This window comes from Faecalibacillus intestinalis (assembly GCF_015097455.1).
Classification (GTDB): domain Bacteria; phylum Bacillota_I; class Bacilli_A; order Erysipelotrichales; family Coprobacillaceae; genus Faecalibacillus; species Faecalibacillus intestinalis.
This window is the reverse complement of sequence record NZ_AP024085.1, coordinates 1,652,088-1,669,445: the sequence shown is the minus strand read 5'-3', so window position 1 is coordinate 1,669,445 and position 17,358 is coordinate 1,652,088. Positions and strand designations below refer to the sequence as shown.

The window sequence follows — 17,358 nt, the reverse complement described above, 5'->3', positions numbered from 1 at the left end:
TTAAATGAAAAGGATGTTTTGTACATCCTTTTCAATATGATAGAGTTAGAGTGTAAGCTTACATGCCTCCGGGACTGCGGAAAGTCATATGTGCTTGTGCTCTTGAAATTTCATAGTTGTCACTATGAACATCTCTGGATAAATCATGAAGTTCTTTTGTTTTTAAGTAAGTTTCTTTGTTTTCTTTACCTTTATTTTTTCTATCTTGGATGAATAAATAAAGATAAATTCCAATAATAATGATAATAATAAAAACTACTGAATAAATAAGCTTCATATAGATCACCTCTTATCTTTGTTATATTATAACATTATTATGTGTAAATATTATGTACTTACAATTGAAAACACAAGATTTACCAAATGTTGCCGTAAAGCTCCCAGCTTTAGCTGTGGAGATATAAGGCAACTTTTTTAAGTTTTTATCAATAACATATATAATTAGATATCTTTTAGTAGTATAATGTGTTCATGAAGTACAAATCAAATAATAATGTGATCTATTCCTGTAAATATCATGTTGTATTCTGTCCAAAATATCGACGTCCCGTTCTTGTAGATGGTGTTGATGATTGCTTAAAGGAGTTGATTAAAGAAACTTGTGATCAATTGAATGTCGAAATCATTGAAATGGAAATCATGACAGATCATGTACATTTGCTTATGGAAGTAGCTCCACAATATGGAATTCACAAAGCAGTTAAAAGAATCAAGGGCTATTCTTCTAGAGTGTTGAGACAGGAATTTCCTTGGTTGAAATCAAGGATCCCAACGCTATGGACCAATAGCTATTTTGTATCTACAGTAGGTGGTGCACCACTTTCTGTAATCAAGCAATATATTGAAGATCAAAAAAATGTTTAGGTGATATCTATGCAATTAACAGAAACAGTCAAGCTTTATCCAAATAAATATCAGACAGAATTGATCAAGGCAACGATGACAGAGTATATTTCTACAGTCAATCATCTTGTTCTTGATGCAATCAATGGAAGAGCTATTACAAAAATAACAACAGCAGATGTAAATGCTGCTCTTCCAAGTGCCTTATGTAATCAATGTATTCGAGATGCTAAGTCCATCATAAGAAAATATAATAAGGCTTTAAGAAATTCAAATACTAAAGTAAAACTTCCTGTTTTGAAAAAAATGTGTTGTTATATCAACAATCAAAATTTTAGAATCAGTGATGACAGTATAAGCTTTCCAGTAATGATCAATGGAAAGTCAAAACGTATATCAGTCAAGACAAAAATATCCAAAAGACAGAAATCAATTTTTTCATCCAGTAAATTAGGAACGATGCGTATTGTTGTAAAAGGGCATGATCTCGTAGCACAAATCGTCTATGATGCCAAAGAAGATGCTGCTTCTTCAAATGACAATGTCATGGGTGTTGATCTTGGAATCAAATGTCCTGCGGTAAGTTACTGTCCAGATGGAAGTATCAAGTTTTATGGAAATGGGAGAAAAAACAAATATATAAGAAGACACTACAATAATCTTAGAAAAAGATTTCAAAAAGCTAAGAAGCCAAAAGCAGTTGTTAAGATCAACAACAAAGAACAACGTATCATGAAAGATATAGATCATAAGCTAAGTCGTGAAATCGTAAATACAGCAAAAGCACATGATGTCTCAGTAATCAAGTTAGAGCGACTACAAAACATCCGCTCTACGACAAGAACAAGTCGAAAAAACAATCATAACCTGCATACATGGTCGTTCTATAGACTAGCTACATTTATAGAATACAAAGCAAAACTGGCAGGCATAGAAGTTGAGTATGTAGATCCAGCGTATACAAGTCAAATTTGTCCGATATGTGGAAGAATCCAACATGCAAAAGACAGGAATTATATATGCAGATGTGGATATCATACACACAGGGATCTGCTAGGAGCTATAAATATATGCAACTCAACTGAGTATATTGGTAACAGATATACTGCCTAGAGAACTATAGGTTCTGCTCTAGGAAGGGTAATGGCATACCCCTAACTTGCACTGCGACCTATCAGAAATGAACTGGTCAGCCAACAATGTTAACAGGTAGCAAGAATCTCCTGTCTTTAGACATGGGGAGTGTCAAACAAGTAAGTATTATAATTTATAAAAAAGGAGGGATTATGTATGTTTGATGTTCATCTTACGACAATTAAAGTGATTGATATTGAAAACAATAAAGTGGTGATTGATAGTACTTTTGGAGAAAAAGAATATGTTTTAGATAAGATTAAAAATGGAGTTAGATTTGAACTTCCTAAATACAAAAGTGCCTTACAATATCAAGAAAAAAACGATGTATGCTATGTATTCACAAACAACCAAGGTAAAAAGCTATTTACTGCTTTAGATTCAAAATTAACCCAAGAATTATTAAAAATAATATCATAATTTTAAGTAATAAAAAAGGAGCCACACTTGGCTCCATTATTATTATTATGCTTTACATTCAGCGTTTCCTAATTCATTACCTTCATTGAAGTTACGTGCATTTTCCATTGTAACAACAGCGATTGCTTGTAAAGCTTCACGAGTAAAGAATGCTTGGTGACTTGTTAAAACAAGTTGAGGGAACATTTGTAAACGAGCTGTGATATCGTTTGTGATAGCAACATCACTTTTATCTGTATAAACGTTATTATCTTCACCTTCATATACGTCTAAAGCAACAGCATGGAATTTACCTTGTTTTAATGCTCTAATTAATGCTTCAGGATCAATGATAGGTCCTCTACTTGTATTAACTAACATAACTGTATCTTTCATTAAAGCGATTGTTTCATCGTTAATTAAATGATAAGTTCCATTATCTCCCATAATTAATGGACAGTGTAAAGAAATTAAATCAGCTCTCTTTAATAATTCTTCTTTACTTACATAAGTTAATAAACCTTCATCAACTAATGCTTGGTTAGGATAAGCATCCCATCCTAAAACTGTCATACCATAACCTTTACAAATTCTAGCCATACATTGACCGATTTTACCAGTACCCATGATACCAGCAACTTTATTATGTAGGTCTAAACCTAATAAACCACTTAAAGCAAAGTTATTATCTTTAACTTTTGTATAAGCTTTGTGTAAACGACGGTTTGCTTCTTGTAGAATTGCCATTGCATGTTCAGCAACTGCATATGGTGAATAAGCAGGAACACGTAAAACTGTAATTCCATATTCTTTTGCAGCTTGTAAATCAACATTGTTGAATCCAGCACAACGTAATAAGATTAATTTAACACCACATTCATGTAATTTTTCAACAACTGGTCTTGAAGCGTTATCGTTAACGAAGATACATACAGCATCATAACCTTGAGCTAAACCAGCAGTTTCAGGTCCTAATTGAGAATCAAAATATTTGATATCTGAATTGTAAGTTCCTTGACCTTTATCTTTTACTAATTCACTAAAGAAAGTTCTATCATAATCTTTAGTTCCAAAGAATGCAATTTTTAAAACATCTACAGGTTTCTTTTCTTCAAAAGCACCATGTAATAATTCTTCGATTGCTTTTGCTGCAACTTCTTCGTCATCACCATCGATATCAACTCTTAAAGTATCGCCTTTTTTAGCACCTAATGCTAAGATTTGAAGAACGTTGTCTCCATCAGCCACTTTATCACCTAAGTGAATTCTTACTTGGCTTTTGAAATTCACGCAACATTGAGCAAGCAATGCAGCAGGTCTTGCATGAATACCTAATGTGTTATTAACTACATAACTAATTTCTTTCATTTTAAATCTCCTCCATTTTGCAAGACCATTTTAGCACAAAAAATATGAGAATAAAGAAGAAATTGAGAAAAATTACAAAAGTAATGGAAATTTTATAAAATATCACTATAATAGGTTTGTCAAGAGGGGGAAAAATAATGCTAATTATTAATTTTATCTTAGGTTTATTACCTATTATCTGGTTAGTAATCGCTTTATGTGGTTTAAAATGGCCAGGATATAAGGCTGCTTTAGGTGCCTTAATTATTGCTGCGGTTGAAGCATTAACATATTTTGGATTCTCAATGTCAGATACATTAACTTCTGTTTTAGAAGGTTTTGCGTTTGCAATGTGGCCAATTGTTATCGTTATTATTGCAGCAGTTTTTACGTATAACTTATCTTTACGTACAGGATCAATCGATATGATTAAAAAATTACTTACAAGTGTATCCGCTGATAAACGTGTTTTAGTTTTATTAATTGGATGGTCATTTGGTGGTTTCATGGAAGCAATGGCTGGATTTGGTACAGCAGTTGCAATTCCAGCAAGTATGTTATGGGTTTTAGATTTTGATCCAATTCTAGCCTGTCTTGTTTGTTTAGTTGCCAATTCAACACCAACACCATTTGGGTCAATTGCTATTCCTACAGTAACACTTGCAACAAACTTAGGTTTAGAAAATAACTTAATTGCTTTTGCAACTTCTTGTGCTTTAAGTGTTTTAATTATTTTAACACCATTTGTGATGGTTTATATTTTAGGAAAAAGTACAAAAGGAAAAGGTTCTGCCTTTAAAGGAATTGTACCAGTTGTTTTAGTTTCAGGATTATCTTTCTTAATTCCAGAAATGGTTGTTTCATATTTTGTTGGTGCTGAACTTGCGGGGGTTGCAGCTTCAGTTATCTCATTAGTATGTACAATTTTAGCTAGTATGAAATTTACAAATCCAGACGCTATTCCTGATGAATATCGTTTAGAAGTAAAAAAAGGAAGTCCTTTAAAAGTAGGAAAAACTTTACAAGCATTATCACCGTTTATTTTAATCTTTGTTGTTTTATTACTTACAAGTAATTTAGTACCACCAATCCATGATGCGTTATCATCATTTGCGACAAGTGTAAAAATTTCTACATACAAAAACGCAAGTATGACAACATTTACATGGATCAATACACCAGGTGTCTTAATTATTTTATGTGCAATCGTTGGTGGATTTATCCAAAAAGCAAAAGTATCAGAAATGGTTGCTGTCTTTATTGCAACATTAAAACAAATGATGTTTACAATTTTAACAATGTTATTTATTTTAGCAACAGCTCGTGTTATGCAATATTCAGGAATGATTGCTGCTGTTGCCGCTTTATTTTCAGTATTTGGACCTGTTTATCCATTCTTTGCCCCAATGTTAGGAGCATTAGGTACATTCGTTACAGGATCAGGTACAAGTTCAAGTGCTTTATTTGGATCAGTTCAAATGTCTACTGCTGCAAGTATTGGTGCTAATAAATATTGGCTTGCTGCCGCAAACAGCTTAGGTGTTGCTACTGGTAAAATGATGGCACCACAAAGTATTGCTATTGGATTAGTCGCTGTTGATGAAGCGGGTAGAGATGGAGAATTACTTAAAAAAGTATTACCATACGCTGCTTTATTCATTATTATTAGTGCACTCGTATGTTTCTTTGGACAATACGTATGGGCAATCTTTGGAATTGCTTAAATTAAAAATAAATGATTTAGGAAGTATCTGTAAAAAGATACTTCTTTTTCTTTAGGTAGATTTTAAATTATTATATGAAAAGAGAAATCACAGTAAATGATTTCTTTTTTAATTCATTATAAAAAGTAAATATGTATTAATTTCATAGAAAATCCTCGATAGAAAGGAGATTTTATGAGATAATAGGTGCCAAGAAGGTGGAAAAATATGAAAAAGGGAATTATGAGTAGTTTTATTATTTTAGGGGTTTTATTATCAGGATGTGGGAGTCAAAAAGAAGAACTTTATTCTTCCTCAAATCCTGTTGATATTACAGTATGGACCTATTATAACGGAGATCAATTAAGTTCGTTTAATACGTTAGTTAAGAAATTTAATCGTACACAAGGGAAAGAAAATGGGATATATGTTGAAAGTGTTTCTTGTGGAACGGTAAATGATTTGGAAAAAAATCTTAAAGATTCTATTGAAAAGAAAGTAGGAGCAAGTGAGATTCCAGATATGTTTTCAGCCTATAATGACATTGCTTATACAATTGATCAAATGCATGGTATTGTTGATTTAAATAAATATTTTAGTGATGATGAACTTGATGAATATATTGAGGGATATGTTCAAGATGGGAATATTTTAAATAATGGAAAATTGAAAGTTTTTCCTGTTGCAAAATCAACAGAAATTTTAACAATCAATAAAACAGATTTTGATATTTTTGCAAAAGCAACCAATGTAAGTTCTAAAGATTTATCAACAATTGAAGGACTTGTAGAAGTTTCACAAAAATATTATGAATGGACGGATAGTTTAACACCAAAACCAAATGATGGAAAAGCGTTCTTTGGTCGTGATGCGATGGCAAACTATATTTTGGCGGGTTCTATGCAATTAGGAGATGAAATCTTTAAAGTTAAAAATGGAAAAATGAAACTTGATTACAATGAAAAAGTTGCACGTAAATTATGGGATAATTATTATATTCCTTATATTAAAGGTTATTTTACTGCTTCTGGTGTCTTTAGAACAGATGACATTAAAACAGGAAATATTATTGGTTATGTTGGATCGAGTTCTTCAGCAACTTATTTTCCTAAAACCGTAACAAATAGTAATGATGAAACATATTCAATTAAAATGGAAACCTTATCATGTCCTCAATTTAAAGATAGTAAAAATTATGCGATTCAACAAGGTGCAGGAATGGCTGTAATGAAAACAACAAAAACAAAACAACAAGCTGCTGTTGAATTTTTAAAATGGTTAACAGATACTAAACAAAACGTACAATTTTCTAAAGAAACAGGATATCTTCCTGTTAAAAAAGAAGCTAATAAAGTAGAACCACTTGTTGATAATAACAACAATATGGATACTCAAAAAGTTGTAGAAGTTTCAATTGACACAGTAAAAGAAAATGCAATGTATTCTCCAAAAGCTTTTAAACAAGGAACAACAGCAAGAGCCTACTTACAATCAATGATGGCAGATAAAGCGACTGAAGATCGACAAGTTGTTGAAACCAATTTAAAAAATGGGCAAGATCTTGATCAAGCAACAGCTTCATTTACTAGTGATGAATACTTTGAACAATGGTATCAAGAAACAAAAACGCAATTACAAACATATGAAGATTAATAGGAGATTATCGTTATGAATAAGATGGGAAATTCTAAAACGGTATATCGGACGATTTTAAGGCCACTTTTAATAGTGGTTCTTGTTGAAATTGTCTTAATGACAGGAAGTTATTGGATTTTGGGGATTAATGATCAGCTTGATAAAAATGCTAGAGATATTTTGATACAACAAACAGAAAATAGAAGAAGCTATCTACAAAATGAAATGATTCAAAAGTGGTCTAATTTATCAACGATTTCACAAACAATTAATGAACGTACTCAACAACTTATTGACCAAGATGTCATTTCTTTACAAACATTGGATTCTTCAAGTAAAGCAAGTGCTCCACTTTTAAATGAGATTTCTAAGGAATTGATTTCAACGCTTTATAGTAAAGAAGCAACAGGAATTTTTGTTATTTTAAATACACATGATTTAAGAGAAAATAAAGATAATAAACCAGGAATCTATATTCGAAACAATGATCCTAGTACGTTTTCTGTAAAAGAGTATGGAGATTTACTTTTAGAAAAAGCACCCGTGGAAGTTGTTCGTTCTCTTAATATTTCAACGGATACGCATTGGGAATCGACCTTTGATCTTTCAACAGAAGAAAACACTTTACTCTATAAACCTTTTGAAAAAGCATATCATGATAAAATAAAGATGGAAGCAAAGGAATATGGCTATTGGAATGAAAAAAGCTATCATTTAAAAAATGATGATAATTCTGCAATTTCTTATTCGATGCCACTTATTTTATCAGATGGAACCGTTTATGGAGTGGTGGGTGTTGAACTTCTTACTTCTTATTTAGAAAATTTAATGCCGATCGATGAACTTAAAAATGATAATCAAGGAAGCTATGTCCTTTCTGTAGAAATGAATGATCAACACAATTCTTTAGTTGTTTCCTCGGCATCAGTAAAGCGTAAGCAATTAAAAAAATTCTATTTAACAGAAGATAATGATAAAAATAATTTTGTCTTTTTAAATGGGAAAGAATATTATGCAGCAGTTCAAAATTTGAATATTTATAATAGTAATGGTCCTTTCTCTAAGCACCAATGGCAATTGGTATCACTTGTTGAACGAAATCAGCTTTATACATTCTCTAATCATATTTTTTACCTACAAATTTCAATGATTGTATTAGTAGGAATTGTTTCATTAATTGGAATCTTTTATGTGTCTAGAAAAATATCTGGACCAATCAGTCGTCTTTCTAAAGAAGTGGATAATTCTAGACTAGTAAAAGAAATACCAGAATTACACGCGACAGGTATTCAAGAAATTGATCAGTTTTCATCCGCAATTATTGATTTAAGTCAGGAAGTTTTGGAAACGTCGACAAAATTCTTAAACATTATGAATATGGCAAGTATTGATATTGGTGGTTATGAAATTAAAAAGGGAAGTGAAAATGTTTATGTCACAGACAATTTCTTCTTGTTGCTTGGTATTGATAAGGTCACTCTTCCTTTAGCTTATGAGCAATTTGAAGAATTATTTAAAGAAGTAGAAAGAGATTATCAAGTTGAAATTGAAAATGAAAACGAACGTATTTACTGTATAAAAAAATATGTAGGCCTACGTTATGTACGTTTGAAAATGAGAAAAGAAGCAGATCGTGAAATTGGTATTGCCGAAGATATTACGACAAATTATTTAGAAAGACAACGTATTGAACATGAACGTGATTTTGATGTTTTAACAGGATTATATAATCGTTTTTCTTTCCAAAGACACATGGATTATCTATTTGAACACTCTGAACAACTAAAAATTGCTGCCTTGGTGATGATTGATTTAGACAACTTGAAAAAAATCAATGATGCTTTTGGACATGATTGGGGTGATAACTATATTCACCAATGTGGAAAATGTTTCCAAGAAAATGTTCCTGAAAAAACAATTTGTGCGCGCGTTTCAGGAGATGAGTTCTATTTATTCTTATATGGTTATGACAGTCAAGAAGAAATACGACAAAGACTTATTTCAATGACATCAATTATGCAACATAGAACAGTTTTATTACCTAATGGTAATAAAATGAATTTAAGTGCCTCTATTGGAATCTCTTGGTATCCTCAAAATAGTGTTTATTTTGACTTTTTGAAAAAATATGCGGATTTTGCAATGTATCAAGTTAAGAAATCTACAAAAGGAAATCTTGCAGAATTTGATAAGGCTCTTTATGAAGATGAAAAACTTAATCGACAAATGCGTTTAGAATTCCATCAATTAATTGAAAAGGAACAATTAACATATCATTTCCAACCGATTCTTTCTGCAAAAAATGGAGAAATTATCGCTTATGAAGCTTTAATGCATAGTCAACTTGCTACTTTGAAAAATCCTGAAATGATTTTAAAAATTGCACGTGAGGAAAATAAACTGGAAGATGTAGAAAGAATTTGTATTTTTAAATCAACAGAAACTTTTGATCAATTAAGAAAAAATAAATTAGTTAAAGAAGATGCTTTATTATTTATTAATTCTATTGCATCGGTGTCTTTAAATGATGAAGACCGTACACGCTTCCATCACTGTTTTAGTCATATTCAATCACAAATCGTCGTAGAAGTAACAGAAGAAGAAAATATGTCAGAAGAAGCTTTGGTTCGTAAAAGAGAAACCGAAGGTTTTTCAGGAATGTTTGCGTTGGATGATTATGGTAGTGGTTATAATACAGAAATTAATTTATTAAATTTAAATCCAAAATACATAAAAATTGATCTTACTATTGTAAGAGATATTGATAAAGATTTTGATAAGCAACAACTTGTTTCAAATATTGTTGAGTATGCACATCAAAGAGAGGCTTATATTATTGCAGAGGGTATTGAAACGAAAGAAGAACTTCTTAAAGTCTTAGAGTTAGGGGTGGATTATTTACAAGGTTATTACTTATCTTATCCTCAATCAAACCCTCAAGAAGTTTTTGATGAATCTATACAAACAATTAAAAATTATTGGAAGAAAAGATGATGAAAAATCATCTTTTCTTTGTTATAATTGTTAGCGTTTGATAACAGGAGGCTAGAAATGAGCAGACATACAAGAAAATGTCAATGTAAAAAAGTACATTGTTAGAGTATCATGAAATTATTGGATGTATCATGGCGGCATTAGATGCTAAAAGTCCTTATACGGCAGGACATTCAAAAAGCGTAAGTGATATGGTAGAAATTCTTTGTAGATTACTTGGTTTAAATCGGATGATGCATATTGCTGCCCATTTGCATGATATTGTTAAAATAGGAATTGATGATGCGATTTTAAATAAAGAAGGAAAATTAGATGAACAAGAATGGGAAATGATGAAAACACACCCTCAAATAGGTGCGAATATTCTTGATAAATCACATTTGTTAGCACCTTTTAGTAAAATTGTTTTACATCATCATGAACGATATGGCCTCAACAGTAAAGAAATTCCTTTAGGATTACGTATTATTGCTTTATGCGATTCAATTGATACGATGACATAAAAAATTATCGAGATATATAGACAATTGATTTTTGTTATCATGAAATAGAAAAAATTTAGGGAAAAGTAGTTTTCTCTTTTTTTTCGTTTTTATCAAGAAAATGACAAAAAAACATACAATGTCATGAGGTGGTTTTACATGTTAAAAAAAGGATTATGTTTATTAATAGGGATCATGATGCTTTTTTGTCAAATCAATGTTGTTCATGCAACAAATCTTGCAAGTGGGGCAGAAAGTGCAATTTTGATTGATGCAAATAGTCAACAAGTTTTATATCATAAAAATGAAACGAAAAGATTATATCCTGCATCTACGACAAAAATTATGACAATGATTTTATTATTTGAAGCTATTAAAGAAAAAAGGATTAATTGGAATGATACACTTAGTTGTTCAGCCTATGCTGCAAGTATGGGAGGAAGTCAAGTTTATTTAGAAGAAAATGAAAAAATGAGTGTTAATGAACTTTTTAAATGTGTGGCAATTGCTTCTGCAAATGATGCATCTGTTTTAATTGGAGAAGGAATTGCTGGCAGTCATCAAGAGTTCGTTAAAATGATGAATGAAAAGGCTAAACAATTGAAACTGGTGAATACACATTTTAAAAATTGCACAGGACTTCATGACGTTGAACATTACACATGTGCTAAAGATTTAGCAACCATGGGAGCGTATTTAATTAAAATAGGTGGGAAAAAACTGTTTTCAGTAACATCGTTATATGATAGTTACATTCGTGAAAAAAATCATCAAAAATTTTGGCTTGTTAATACAAATAAACTTTTAAAACAATATCAAGGGGTCGATGGCTTAAAAACAGGTTATACCAAAGAAGCAGGGTATTGTATTGTAACAACGTGTAAAAAAGATAATTTACGTTTAATAGGTGTTTTAATGAATGAAGATAAGCCCCAAACACGGAATGAAGATATGAAAGGTTTATTGAATTATGGTTATTCTAAGTATCAACAAATAAAACTCTATTCTAAAGGAGAAGTGTTAGATACGTTAAAGATCAAAGATTTGGTTGATCAAGAAGTTAAAGTTATTACACCTAAAGATATTTATTATTTAAATGATAGAGCAAGTAAGGGAGAAGTGAAAACGAAAATCAAATATAATCAAATAGAACTTCCTGTTTTTAAAAATCAGGAAATAGGAGAATTAGTAGTGAAAAAACAAAATAAGACAATTGCAAGTTATTCTTTATATTTAGAAAAAGATGTCAAAAAAATGAATTTTTTAGATAAATTATTGAGAGTCTATAAATCGTTGATTTAGACTCTTTTTTTGTCATTATTTCTAGTTTTGTCGAATCTATTTTTTTTCTTTTTAAGATGAGCTAAGATGCATTTAAGGAGATGAAAAAATGGAAAATAAAATGGAACATGAAATTGAAAATGGACAACTGATTATTTCATTTTACGGAGAAATAGATGGTTATAATGTTGCGTATTATCGAAATAAATTAAATGTACTTCTAGCGATTAATGATGATGATGTCATTTTTGATTTTAAACATACGACTTTTATCGATAGTGCAGGGGTAGGGTTGGTTTTAGGCAGGTATCAACAATTATCTAAAGAAGGAAGAAAATTATCACTTAGAAGATTGTCTAATACAGCTTATAAGGTTTTTGAGTTAAGTGGATTATTTGAAATTATGGAATATTTAAAGGAGGCGCAAATATGACAAATGAAATGTCATTATCTTTTAGTGCAACTTTAGAAAATGAACCTTTTGTAAGAACATGTATTGCCTCTTTTGTGGTTTGTTTAAATCCTACGGTAGATGAAATTGTAGAAATTAAAACGGTTGTAGGAGAGGCTGTTTCTAATGCCATCATTCATGGTTATAACGGTGATAAAGGCTGTCTTGTAAAGGTTAAAGCTTATATCGAAGATGATTTGCTTACAATCTATGTCATTGATAAAGGACAAGGTATTCAAGATATTGAAAAAGCAAGACAACCGATGTTTACTTCTAAAAAAGAATTAGAACATGCTGGAATGGGACTGAGTATTATTGAAGCATTATGTGATGAAATGACAATCGAATCTTCTTTAGAATTAGGAACTCAACTCATAATGAAAAAAAGAATTGTCCATGAATAAAGAAGCTGTTTTAAACAATATTCAATTAGCACAACAAGGGGATGAAACAGCTAAGGAATTAATTGTAAAAAATAATTTAGGTTTAGTTTGGTCGATTGTTCATCGTTTTAAGAATAATTATTATGATAAAGAAGATCTTTTTCAAATAGGGTGTATTGGTCTCATGAAAGCTATTAATAATTTTGATGTTCATTATGGTGTTCAATTTTCAACGTATGCGGTGCCTATTATTATGGGAGAAATCAAACGCTATTTTAGGGATGATGGGACGATCAAGGTTTCTCGTTCACTTAAGGAATTGAATATCAAAATTAACAAAGCAAAAGAAAAATTAATTACACTTTATGGTTATGAACCGACGGTTCAAGAAATAGCAAAGGAACTGGAAGTAGATGTCATGGATGTTGTAGAAGCTATAGATGCTTCTTATTATCCAACTTCACTTTCTGAACCGATATATGAAAAAGATGGATCTACAATTTCAATGGAGGAAAGAATAGAAGATAAACATCATACAATGTGGTTTGAAAAAATTGCATTGAAATTAGAAATAGAAAAACTTGATGAAAAAGAAAGACTTATTTTATATATGAGATATCAGTTGGATTTCAATCAAGAAAAAGTGGCGCAAAGATTAAATATTTCTCAAGTACAAGTATCTAGATTAGAAAAGAAAATCATTACAAAATTAAGAAAACATTTGAATGAATCTCATTAAGTGATATAATTCATTCAGGTGATTTTATGAATGAAAGAAAAGAAAGTACGACATCAATTATATTGGAATATGTAAGAGTCATTGTTTTAACAGTTATTGCAACTTTTATATTTTTACAGTTTGTGCAAATATCAAGAGTTAATGGTTCAAGTATGGAAAATACTTATTTTCAAAATAATATTGTTTTGATTGATAAAGTTTTTTATAAACATAGTCAACCTAAAAGAAATGATATTATTATTGTAGATTATGATGATGGTTTAGATGATACGCTTATTATTAAACGAGTTATTGCTGTTGGTGGGGATCATCTAGATATTAAAAATAATGAAGTGTATATTAATGGTAAAAAGATAAAAGAAAATTACATTAAAGAGAATATGAATACAGAAGATCTTTCTATTGATATTCCTAAAGGAAAAGTGTTTGTCATGGGGGATAATCGTAATCATTCTTTAGATTCTAGAAAATTAGGCTATTTTGATTTTGATAATGATGTCATTGGTAAAGTCTTTTTTAAGATTCCTTTATAGGAGTCTTTTTTTGTATAGATATGTAATAAAAAAACATCTGTATGATAAACAAATCTTAATTGTATAACTTTAAGCAAAAAAATCGAAAAATAAATCATATTTTTACTGTTTTTATTTTGCTTGTGAAAAAAATTATGGTAAGATAATGTCAATCAATAAGGCAATTTATGGGGAATCTTATTGGTGGAAAGGATGATAAAATGTCATATAAATTTAAAATTACTAGAGGAAATGCAATTCTTAACTTTTCAGAAGAATACTGTCAATCACGTTGTGAGTTGATTGAAAGCGAATCTTTTGCGCGTGTACTTAAAGGGTATGTACACGATATCAAAAGAAAGAAAACAACAGCTTATGAATACTTGAGAGAAGTTCAAAAAGAAAGTATTGATATTGTTGATGATTTAAGAACGGTTTTTAGATTATTACTCGTTATGGATCCTAAGGAATTAGCTTCAATTTATCCTAAATTTGCTCCATATTTTAGAGATATGGATGAATTTACACAAGTAATTGAAGATGTCTATTTATTCTGGCGTCGTTTACAACGTTATAGTGTGGTTTATAATGAAGAATCAAGAGGGGGATATCAAAACGTTCAATTCGCTGATGCACAAGTTAACTTTGAAGCGCTTGTTTTATCAGTATATCGATCAATTAAAAATAAATGTATTGGACAAAGTGAAAATGTTTTACGTCAAATCACTGCAGGTGTCAATGCAGGGTTACGTGTTTCAAATATGCGTTCATTTTTACCATATGAATATCGTTGTTTAGACAATATTCCATTTATTGAATCAGTTATTATTCATCCACCTTTTATTACATATTCAAAACGTAATAAAAGAGATGGGGTTTTCCCTGAAACAAAGAAAAACCCAATTGAAGATTTAAAATTTGATCAAGATCAATGGTTCTGTTATCCTGCAAAAGTAGGAGATCTATTATGTTTTGTTTATTTCAATGTCGCTTATATGGCACAAGGTGTTACTTTATGTAACTTATTCCAATTAGCAACTGAAGAAGAATATCGTAATAGAAAACCAGATATGATTTATGTTTATGGATATGAAGATGGTAAAAAACATCAATATTTCTATCAAGATGATGAAAATGATATGATGGTTGCTTTACTTTCAGCAAACGATGAATTTGATTATTTCGGTTACATGAAGAAAATGATGCTTACATTACACAATGTAAGAAAAATCAATAAAAAACAACTTCCAGTCCATGGGGCAATGGTTCAAATCACTTTACAAAGTGGAGAAACAAAAAATATCGTTGTTATGGGTGATAGTGGAGCTGGTAAGTCTGAAACAATCGAACAAATTAAAGTTTATGGAGCAGCTTATATCAGAGATTTAATCACTGTTTATGATGACATGGGGTTATTATCATTAGACGAAAAAGGAACTGTTAAAACATCAGGTACAGAAATTGGGGCTTTCGTAAGACTTGATGATTTAGATGCAGGTTATAGTTTTAAAGAATTAGATAGGTCTGTTTTCATGAATCCTGATAAAGTCAATGCTCGTATCGTTATTCCAATTACAGAATATAAAGATGTAGTTGCTAAGCATGATGTTGATATGTTCTTATATGCAAACAATTATGAAGAAAATGGAGATTCATTAAGTTTCTTTGATAATGTTGATGATGCTCTTAAAGTCTTTAGAGCTGGTAATCGTATGGCTAAAGGAACAACAACTGAATATGGTTTAGTAGGAAGCTACTTTGCAAATCCATTTGGACCTGTACAAAGACAAGATCAATGTGAACCATTATTACAAGATTATTTCCAACGTATGTTTGATCAAGGAGTTAAGGTTGGACAATTACGTACTCGTTTAGGAATTAAAGGTAATGAACATAATGGTCCTAAAGAAGCAGCTACTGAAATCTTAAAATATATTACAGGTGAAAAAGAATTAAAAATGTTAGAAGATGATGAATAATCATCTTCTTTTTTTATATTTTATACTATGGAAAAGAAAAAACGTTGGTTAATTAATTTTTTATATTATGGAATTATTTTTAGTATAGGATGTTTGATAGTTTATATTTTATTTAAAAAATGTCTGATTGTCGTTTTAAGTTATTTATCCGCTATTTTATTAAAACCTTTTATTGACTTGATATTAGAAAAATTGCATATAAAAAATAAAGTTTTTTCAATAATTATGACAATCATCATTTTTATTCTTTTGTATACTTGTTTCTTTCTCTTTGTTTTCTTTTCATGTCTTTTTTTTATTAAAACACTTTCTTTTCTACCAGGCTTTATAGAAACGGTTTATCAAGAACTTCTTAGCCATCAATATCTCATTTCTTTTTTTACGCAATTTTATCAACAAATTCAAACTCTCATTCAAAATATTCTTTCAACAAGTATTCATTATGTATTATCGCTTGCGATGAATATGGTTCATTTTATTGCTTGTCTGTTTATTCATTTCTTTCTAACAATACTTTTTTTATTTCATCAATCACTTATTCAAAGAAAAAAAGAAAATCTTTATACGACCCTTATATCTTCTTTTACAGAGACGTTTATTATCATTATAAAAACATATAGTATTTTATTTGTTATCACATTTATAGGGCTTTTTTTAGGTTTTCAAGTGATAGGAATCAAACAAGCATTGAATCTTTCTTTTTTTATTGCCTTCTTTGACTTTTTTCCAGTATTAGGAATTGAGATGATTATGTTTCCTTGGATCATTACTCTTGCTTTATTAAATCAAATATCTCTATCATTAAAACTATTAATTCTTTATGGGATCATTGCTCTGATAAGGAATATTTTAGAACCACATCTTTTATCTAAAAAAATCAAAATACCAGCTCTCTATATGTTTGTTGCTATGTATCTGTTTATGAAATTGATGGGTATTTGGGGGGTTATGGTTGCACCTTTTGTTTTGTTAGTTTTAAATAATTTTAGACAAAAAAATAATTTTCAAGAGATTTACAAAATAATTAAAAAAAGTCTTTGAAATTTATATATGTTTTGTTATAATAGTCGTGCAACAATGTCTAGGATATGCGAATACTCAACGTATAGCTTGGATATTGCCAAGAAATTAACATATGGAGGATAAAAGAAATGTTAACAAAACAAGAAAAACAAGCTATCATGAAAGAATATGCTACTAAAGAAGGAGATACTGGTTCTCCAGAAGTACAAATCGCTGTATTAACTGCAGATATCAACAAATTAAATGGTCATTTCAAACAACATCCAAAAGATAAACACTCAAATAGAGGTTTATTAAAGAAAATTGGTAGAAGAAGAGATTTATTAAAATACTTAAAAAATAAAGATATCGAGAGATATGCTTCTTTAGTACAAAGATTAGGATTAAGAAGATAGTTAAAAAAGCGCTTAGGCGCTTTTTTTGTTAAAAGAATAAAAGGATAAAAAAACTCTA

17 protein-coding genes are annotated in these 17,358 nt (G+C 30.1%); 15 read left to right on the top strand and 2 right to left on the bottom strand.

Features of this window, described 5'->3' with window-relative positions; all coding sequences use genetic code 11:
- Nucleotides 1-58: 58 nt before the first annotated feature.
- On the bottom strand, nucleotides 59-277 hold the full coding sequence (locus tag Fi14EGH31_RS09070; RefSeq protein ID WP_022000876.1) for a hypothetical protein: 219 nt from the start codon (nucleotides 275-277) through the stop codon (nucleotides 59-61).
- A gap of 194 nt (nucleotides 278-471) precedes the next feature.
- Between Fi14EGH31_RS09070 and tnpA the strand changes: the two genes are divergently transcribed.
- The 3 genes from tnpA to Fi14EGH31_RS09055 all read left to right on the top strand — a co-directional run bounded on the left by tnpA (nucleotide 472) and on the right by Fi14EGH31_RS09055 (nucleotide 2,397).
- Nucleotides 472-864 carry an IS200/IS605 family transposase gene (gene tnpA / locus Fi14EGH31_RS09065; RefSeq protein ID WP_396132905.1) on the top strand — a complete coding sequence of 131 codons (393 nt, stop codon included), beginning with the start codon at nucleotides 472-474 and terminating at the stop codon, nucleotides 862-864.
- A 9-nt stretch (nucleotides 865-873) separates the two neighbouring features.
- On the top strand, nucleotides 874-1,956 hold the full coding sequence (locus tag Fi14EGH31_RS09060; RefSeq protein ID WP_200764723.1) for an RNA-guided endonuclease InsQ/TnpB family protein: 1,083 nt from the start codon (nucleotides 874-876) through the stop codon (nucleotides 1,954-1,956).
- A gap of 177 nt (nucleotides 1,957-2,133) precedes the next feature.
- The gene (locus tag Fi14EGH31_RS09055) at nucleotides 2,134-2,397 is read left to right on the top strand and encodes a hypothetical protein (protein WP_022000924.1); all 264 of its coding nucleotides are present in this window, start codon (nucleotides 2,134-2,136) and stop codon (nucleotides 2,395-2,397) included.
- A 45-nt stretch (nucleotides 2,398-2,442) separates the two neighbouring features.
- On the opposite strand, the gene Fi14EGH31_RS09050 is transcribed toward Fi14EGH31_RS09055, so the two are convergent.
- Nucleotides 2,443-3,744 carry a fused HPr family phosphocarrier protein/2-hydroxyacid dehydrogenase gene (locus Fi14EGH31_RS09050; RefSeq protein WP_022000923.1) on the bottom strand — a complete coding sequence of 434 codons (1,302 nt, stop codon included), beginning with the start codon at nucleotides 3,742-3,744 and terminating at the stop codon, nucleotides 2,443-2,445.
- A 137-nt stretch (nucleotides 3,745-3,881) separates the two neighbouring features.
- On the opposite strand from Fi14EGH31_RS09050, the gene Fi14EGH31_RS09045 reads away from it, so the two are divergent.
- The 12 genes from Fi14EGH31_RS09045 to rpsO all read left to right on the top strand — a co-directional run bounded on the left by Fi14EGH31_RS09045 (nucleotide 3,882) and on the right by rpsO (nucleotide 17,300).
- Nucleotides 3,882-5,447 (top strand): L-lactate permease, encoded by a 1,566-nt coding sequence (locus tag Fi14EGH31_RS09045; RefSeq protein ID WP_107030332.1) that lies wholly within the window; start codon nucleotides 3,882-3,884, stop codon nucleotides 5,445-5,447.
- Nucleotides 5,448-5,654: 207 nt separating this feature from the next.
- Nucleotides 5,655-7,079 (top strand): extracellular solute-binding protein, encoded by a 1,425-nt coding sequence (locus tag Fi14EGH31_RS09040; protein ID WP_200764722.1) that lies wholly within the window; start codon nucleotides 5,655-5,657, stop codon nucleotides 7,077-7,079.
- A gap of 15 nt (nucleotides 7,080-7,094) precedes the next feature.
- On the top strand, nucleotides 7,095-10,055 hold the full coding sequence (locus tag Fi14EGH31_RS09035) for a bifunctional diguanylate cyclase/phosphodiesterase (protein WP_200764721.1): 2,961 nt from the start codon (nucleotides 7,095-7,097) through the stop codon (nucleotides 10,053-10,055).
- A 131-nt stretch (nucleotides 10,056-10,186) separates the two neighbouring features.
- Nucleotides 10,187-10,558 (top strand): HD-GYP domain-containing protein, encoded by a 372-nt coding sequence (locus Fi14EGH31_RS09030; protein ID WP_200764720.1) that lies wholly within the window; start codon nucleotides 10,187-10,189, stop codon nucleotides 10,556-10,558.
- Nucleotides 10,559-10,696: 138 nt separating this feature from the next.
- Entirely contained in the window at nucleotides 10,697-11,839 is a 1,143-nt protein-coding gene (locus tag Fi14EGH31_RS09025; RefSeq protein WP_022000918.1) for a D-alanyl-D-alanine carboxypeptidase family protein, read from the top strand.
- Nucleotides 11,840-11,927: 88 nt separating this feature from the next.
- Entirely contained in the window at nucleotides 11,928-12,251 is a 324-nt protein-coding gene (locus Fi14EGH31_RS09020) for an STAS domain-containing protein (protein ID WP_022000917.1), read from the top strand.
- Entirely contained in the window at nucleotides 12,248-12,673 is a 426-nt protein-coding gene (gene spoIIAB / locus Fi14EGH31_RS09015; protein WP_022000916.1) for an anti-sigma F factor, read from the top strand. Before Fi14EGH31_RS09020 ends, spoIIAB begins: the two co-directional genes overlap by 4 nt.
- Nucleotides 12,666-13,391, top strand: coding sequence for a SigB/SigF/SigG family RNA polymerase sigma factor (locus Fi14EGH31_RS09010; RefSeq protein WP_022000915.1), 726 nt, complete (start codon nucleotides 12,666-12,668; stop codon nucleotides 13,389-13,391). The genes spoIIAB and Fi14EGH31_RS09010 overlap by 8 nt, the downstream gene beginning before the upstream one ends.
- A 26-nt stretch (nucleotides 13,392-13,417) precedes the next feature.
- Nucleotides 13,418-13,924 carry a signal peptidase I gene (gene lepB / locus Fi14EGH31_RS09005; protein ID WP_022000914.1) on the top strand — a complete coding sequence of 169 codons (507 nt, stop codon included), beginning with the start codon at nucleotides 13,418-13,420 and terminating at the stop codon, nucleotides 13,922-13,924.
- Between the two features lie 200 nt (nucleotides 13,925-14,124).
- Complete coding sequence (locus Fi14EGH31_RS09000) at nucleotides 14,125-15,882, top strand: phosphoenolpyruvate carboxykinase (protein WP_200764719.1); 1,758 nt, start codon at nucleotides 14,125-14,127, stop codon at nucleotides 15,880-15,882.
- A gap of 27 nt (nucleotides 15,883-15,909) precedes the next feature.
- Nucleotides 15,910-16,923, top strand: a complete 1,014-nt coding sequence (locus Fi14EGH31_RS08995; RefSeq protein WP_117788786.1) for an AI-2E family transporter — start codon at nucleotides 15,910-15,912, stop codon at nucleotides 16,921-16,923.
- Between the two features lie 110 nt (nucleotides 16,924-17,033).
- Nucleotides 17,034-17,300, top strand: coding sequence for a 30S ribosomal protein S15 (gene rpsO / locus Fi14EGH31_RS08990; protein WP_022000911.1), 267 nt, complete (start codon nucleotides 17,034-17,036; stop codon nucleotides 17,298-17,300).
- The last annotated feature ends 58 nt before the right edge of the window (nucleotides 17,301-17,358 follow it).

Bases quoted from the DNA above. Each gene is read 5' to 3' on its own strand.
- Fi14EGH31_RS09070 (WP_022000876.1), bottom strand. From the start codon at position 277: ATGAAGCTTATTTATTCAGTAGTTTTTATTATTATCATTATTATTGGA.
- tnpA (WP_396132905.1), top strand. From the start codon at position 472: ATGAAGTACAAATCAAATAATAATGTGATCTATTCCTGTAAATATCAT.
- Fi14EGH31_RS09060 (WP_200764723.1), top strand. From the start codon at position 874: ATGCAATTAACAGAAACAGTCAAGCTTTATCCAAATAAATATCAGACA.
- Fi14EGH31_RS09055 (WP_022000924.1), top strand. From the start codon at position 2,134: ATGTTTGATGTTCATCTTACGACAATTAAAGTGATTGATATTGAAAAC.
- Fi14EGH31_RS09050 (WP_022000923.1), bottom strand. From the start codon at position 3,744: ATGAAAGAAATTAGTTATGTAGTTAATAACACATTAGGTATTCATGCA.
- Fi14EGH31_RS09045 (WP_107030332.1), top strand. From the start codon at position 3,882: ATGCTAATTATTAATTTTATCTTAGGTTTATTACCTATTATCTGGTTA.
- Fi14EGH31_RS09040 (WP_200764722.1), top strand. From the start codon at position 5,655: ATGAAAAAGGGAATTATGAGTAGTTTTATTATTTTAGGGGTTTTATTA.
- Fi14EGH31_RS09035 (WP_200764721.1), top strand. From the start codon at position 7,095: ATGAATAAGATGGGAAATTCTAAAACGGTATATCGGACGATTTTAAGG.
- Fi14EGH31_RS09030 (WP_200764720.1), top strand. From the start codon at position 10,187: ATGGCGGCATTAGATGCTAAAAGTCCTTATACGGCAGGACATTCAAAA.
- Fi14EGH31_RS09025 (WP_022000918.1), top strand. From the start codon at position 10,697: ATGTTAAAAAAAGGATTATGTTTATTAATAGGGATCATGATGCTTTTT.
- Fi14EGH31_RS09020 (WP_022000917.1), top strand. From the start codon at position 11,928: ATGGAAAATAAAATGGAACATGAAATTGAAAATGGACAACTGATTATT.
- spoIIAB (WP_022000916.1), top strand. From the start codon at position 12,248: ATGACAAATGAAATGTCATTATCTTTTAGTGCAACTTTAGAAAATGAA.
- Fi14EGH31_RS09010 (WP_022000915.1), top strand. From the start codon at position 12,666: ATGAATAAAGAAGCTGTTTTAAACAATATTCAATTAGCACAACAAGGG.
- lepB (WP_022000914.1), top strand. From the start codon at position 13,418: ATGAATGAAAGAAAAGAAAGTACGACATCAATTATATTGGAATATGTA.
- Fi14EGH31_RS09000 (WP_200764719.1), top strand. From the start codon at position 14,125: ATGTCATATAAATTTAAAATTACTAGAGGAAATGCAATTCTTAACTTT.
- Fi14EGH31_RS08995 (WP_117788786.1), top strand. From the start codon at position 15,910: ATGGAAAAGAAAAAACGTTGGTTAATTAATTTTTTATATTATGGAATT.
- rpsO (WP_022000911.1), top strand. From the start codon at position 17,034: ATGTTAACAAAACAAGAAAAACAAGCTATCATGAAAGAATATGCTACT.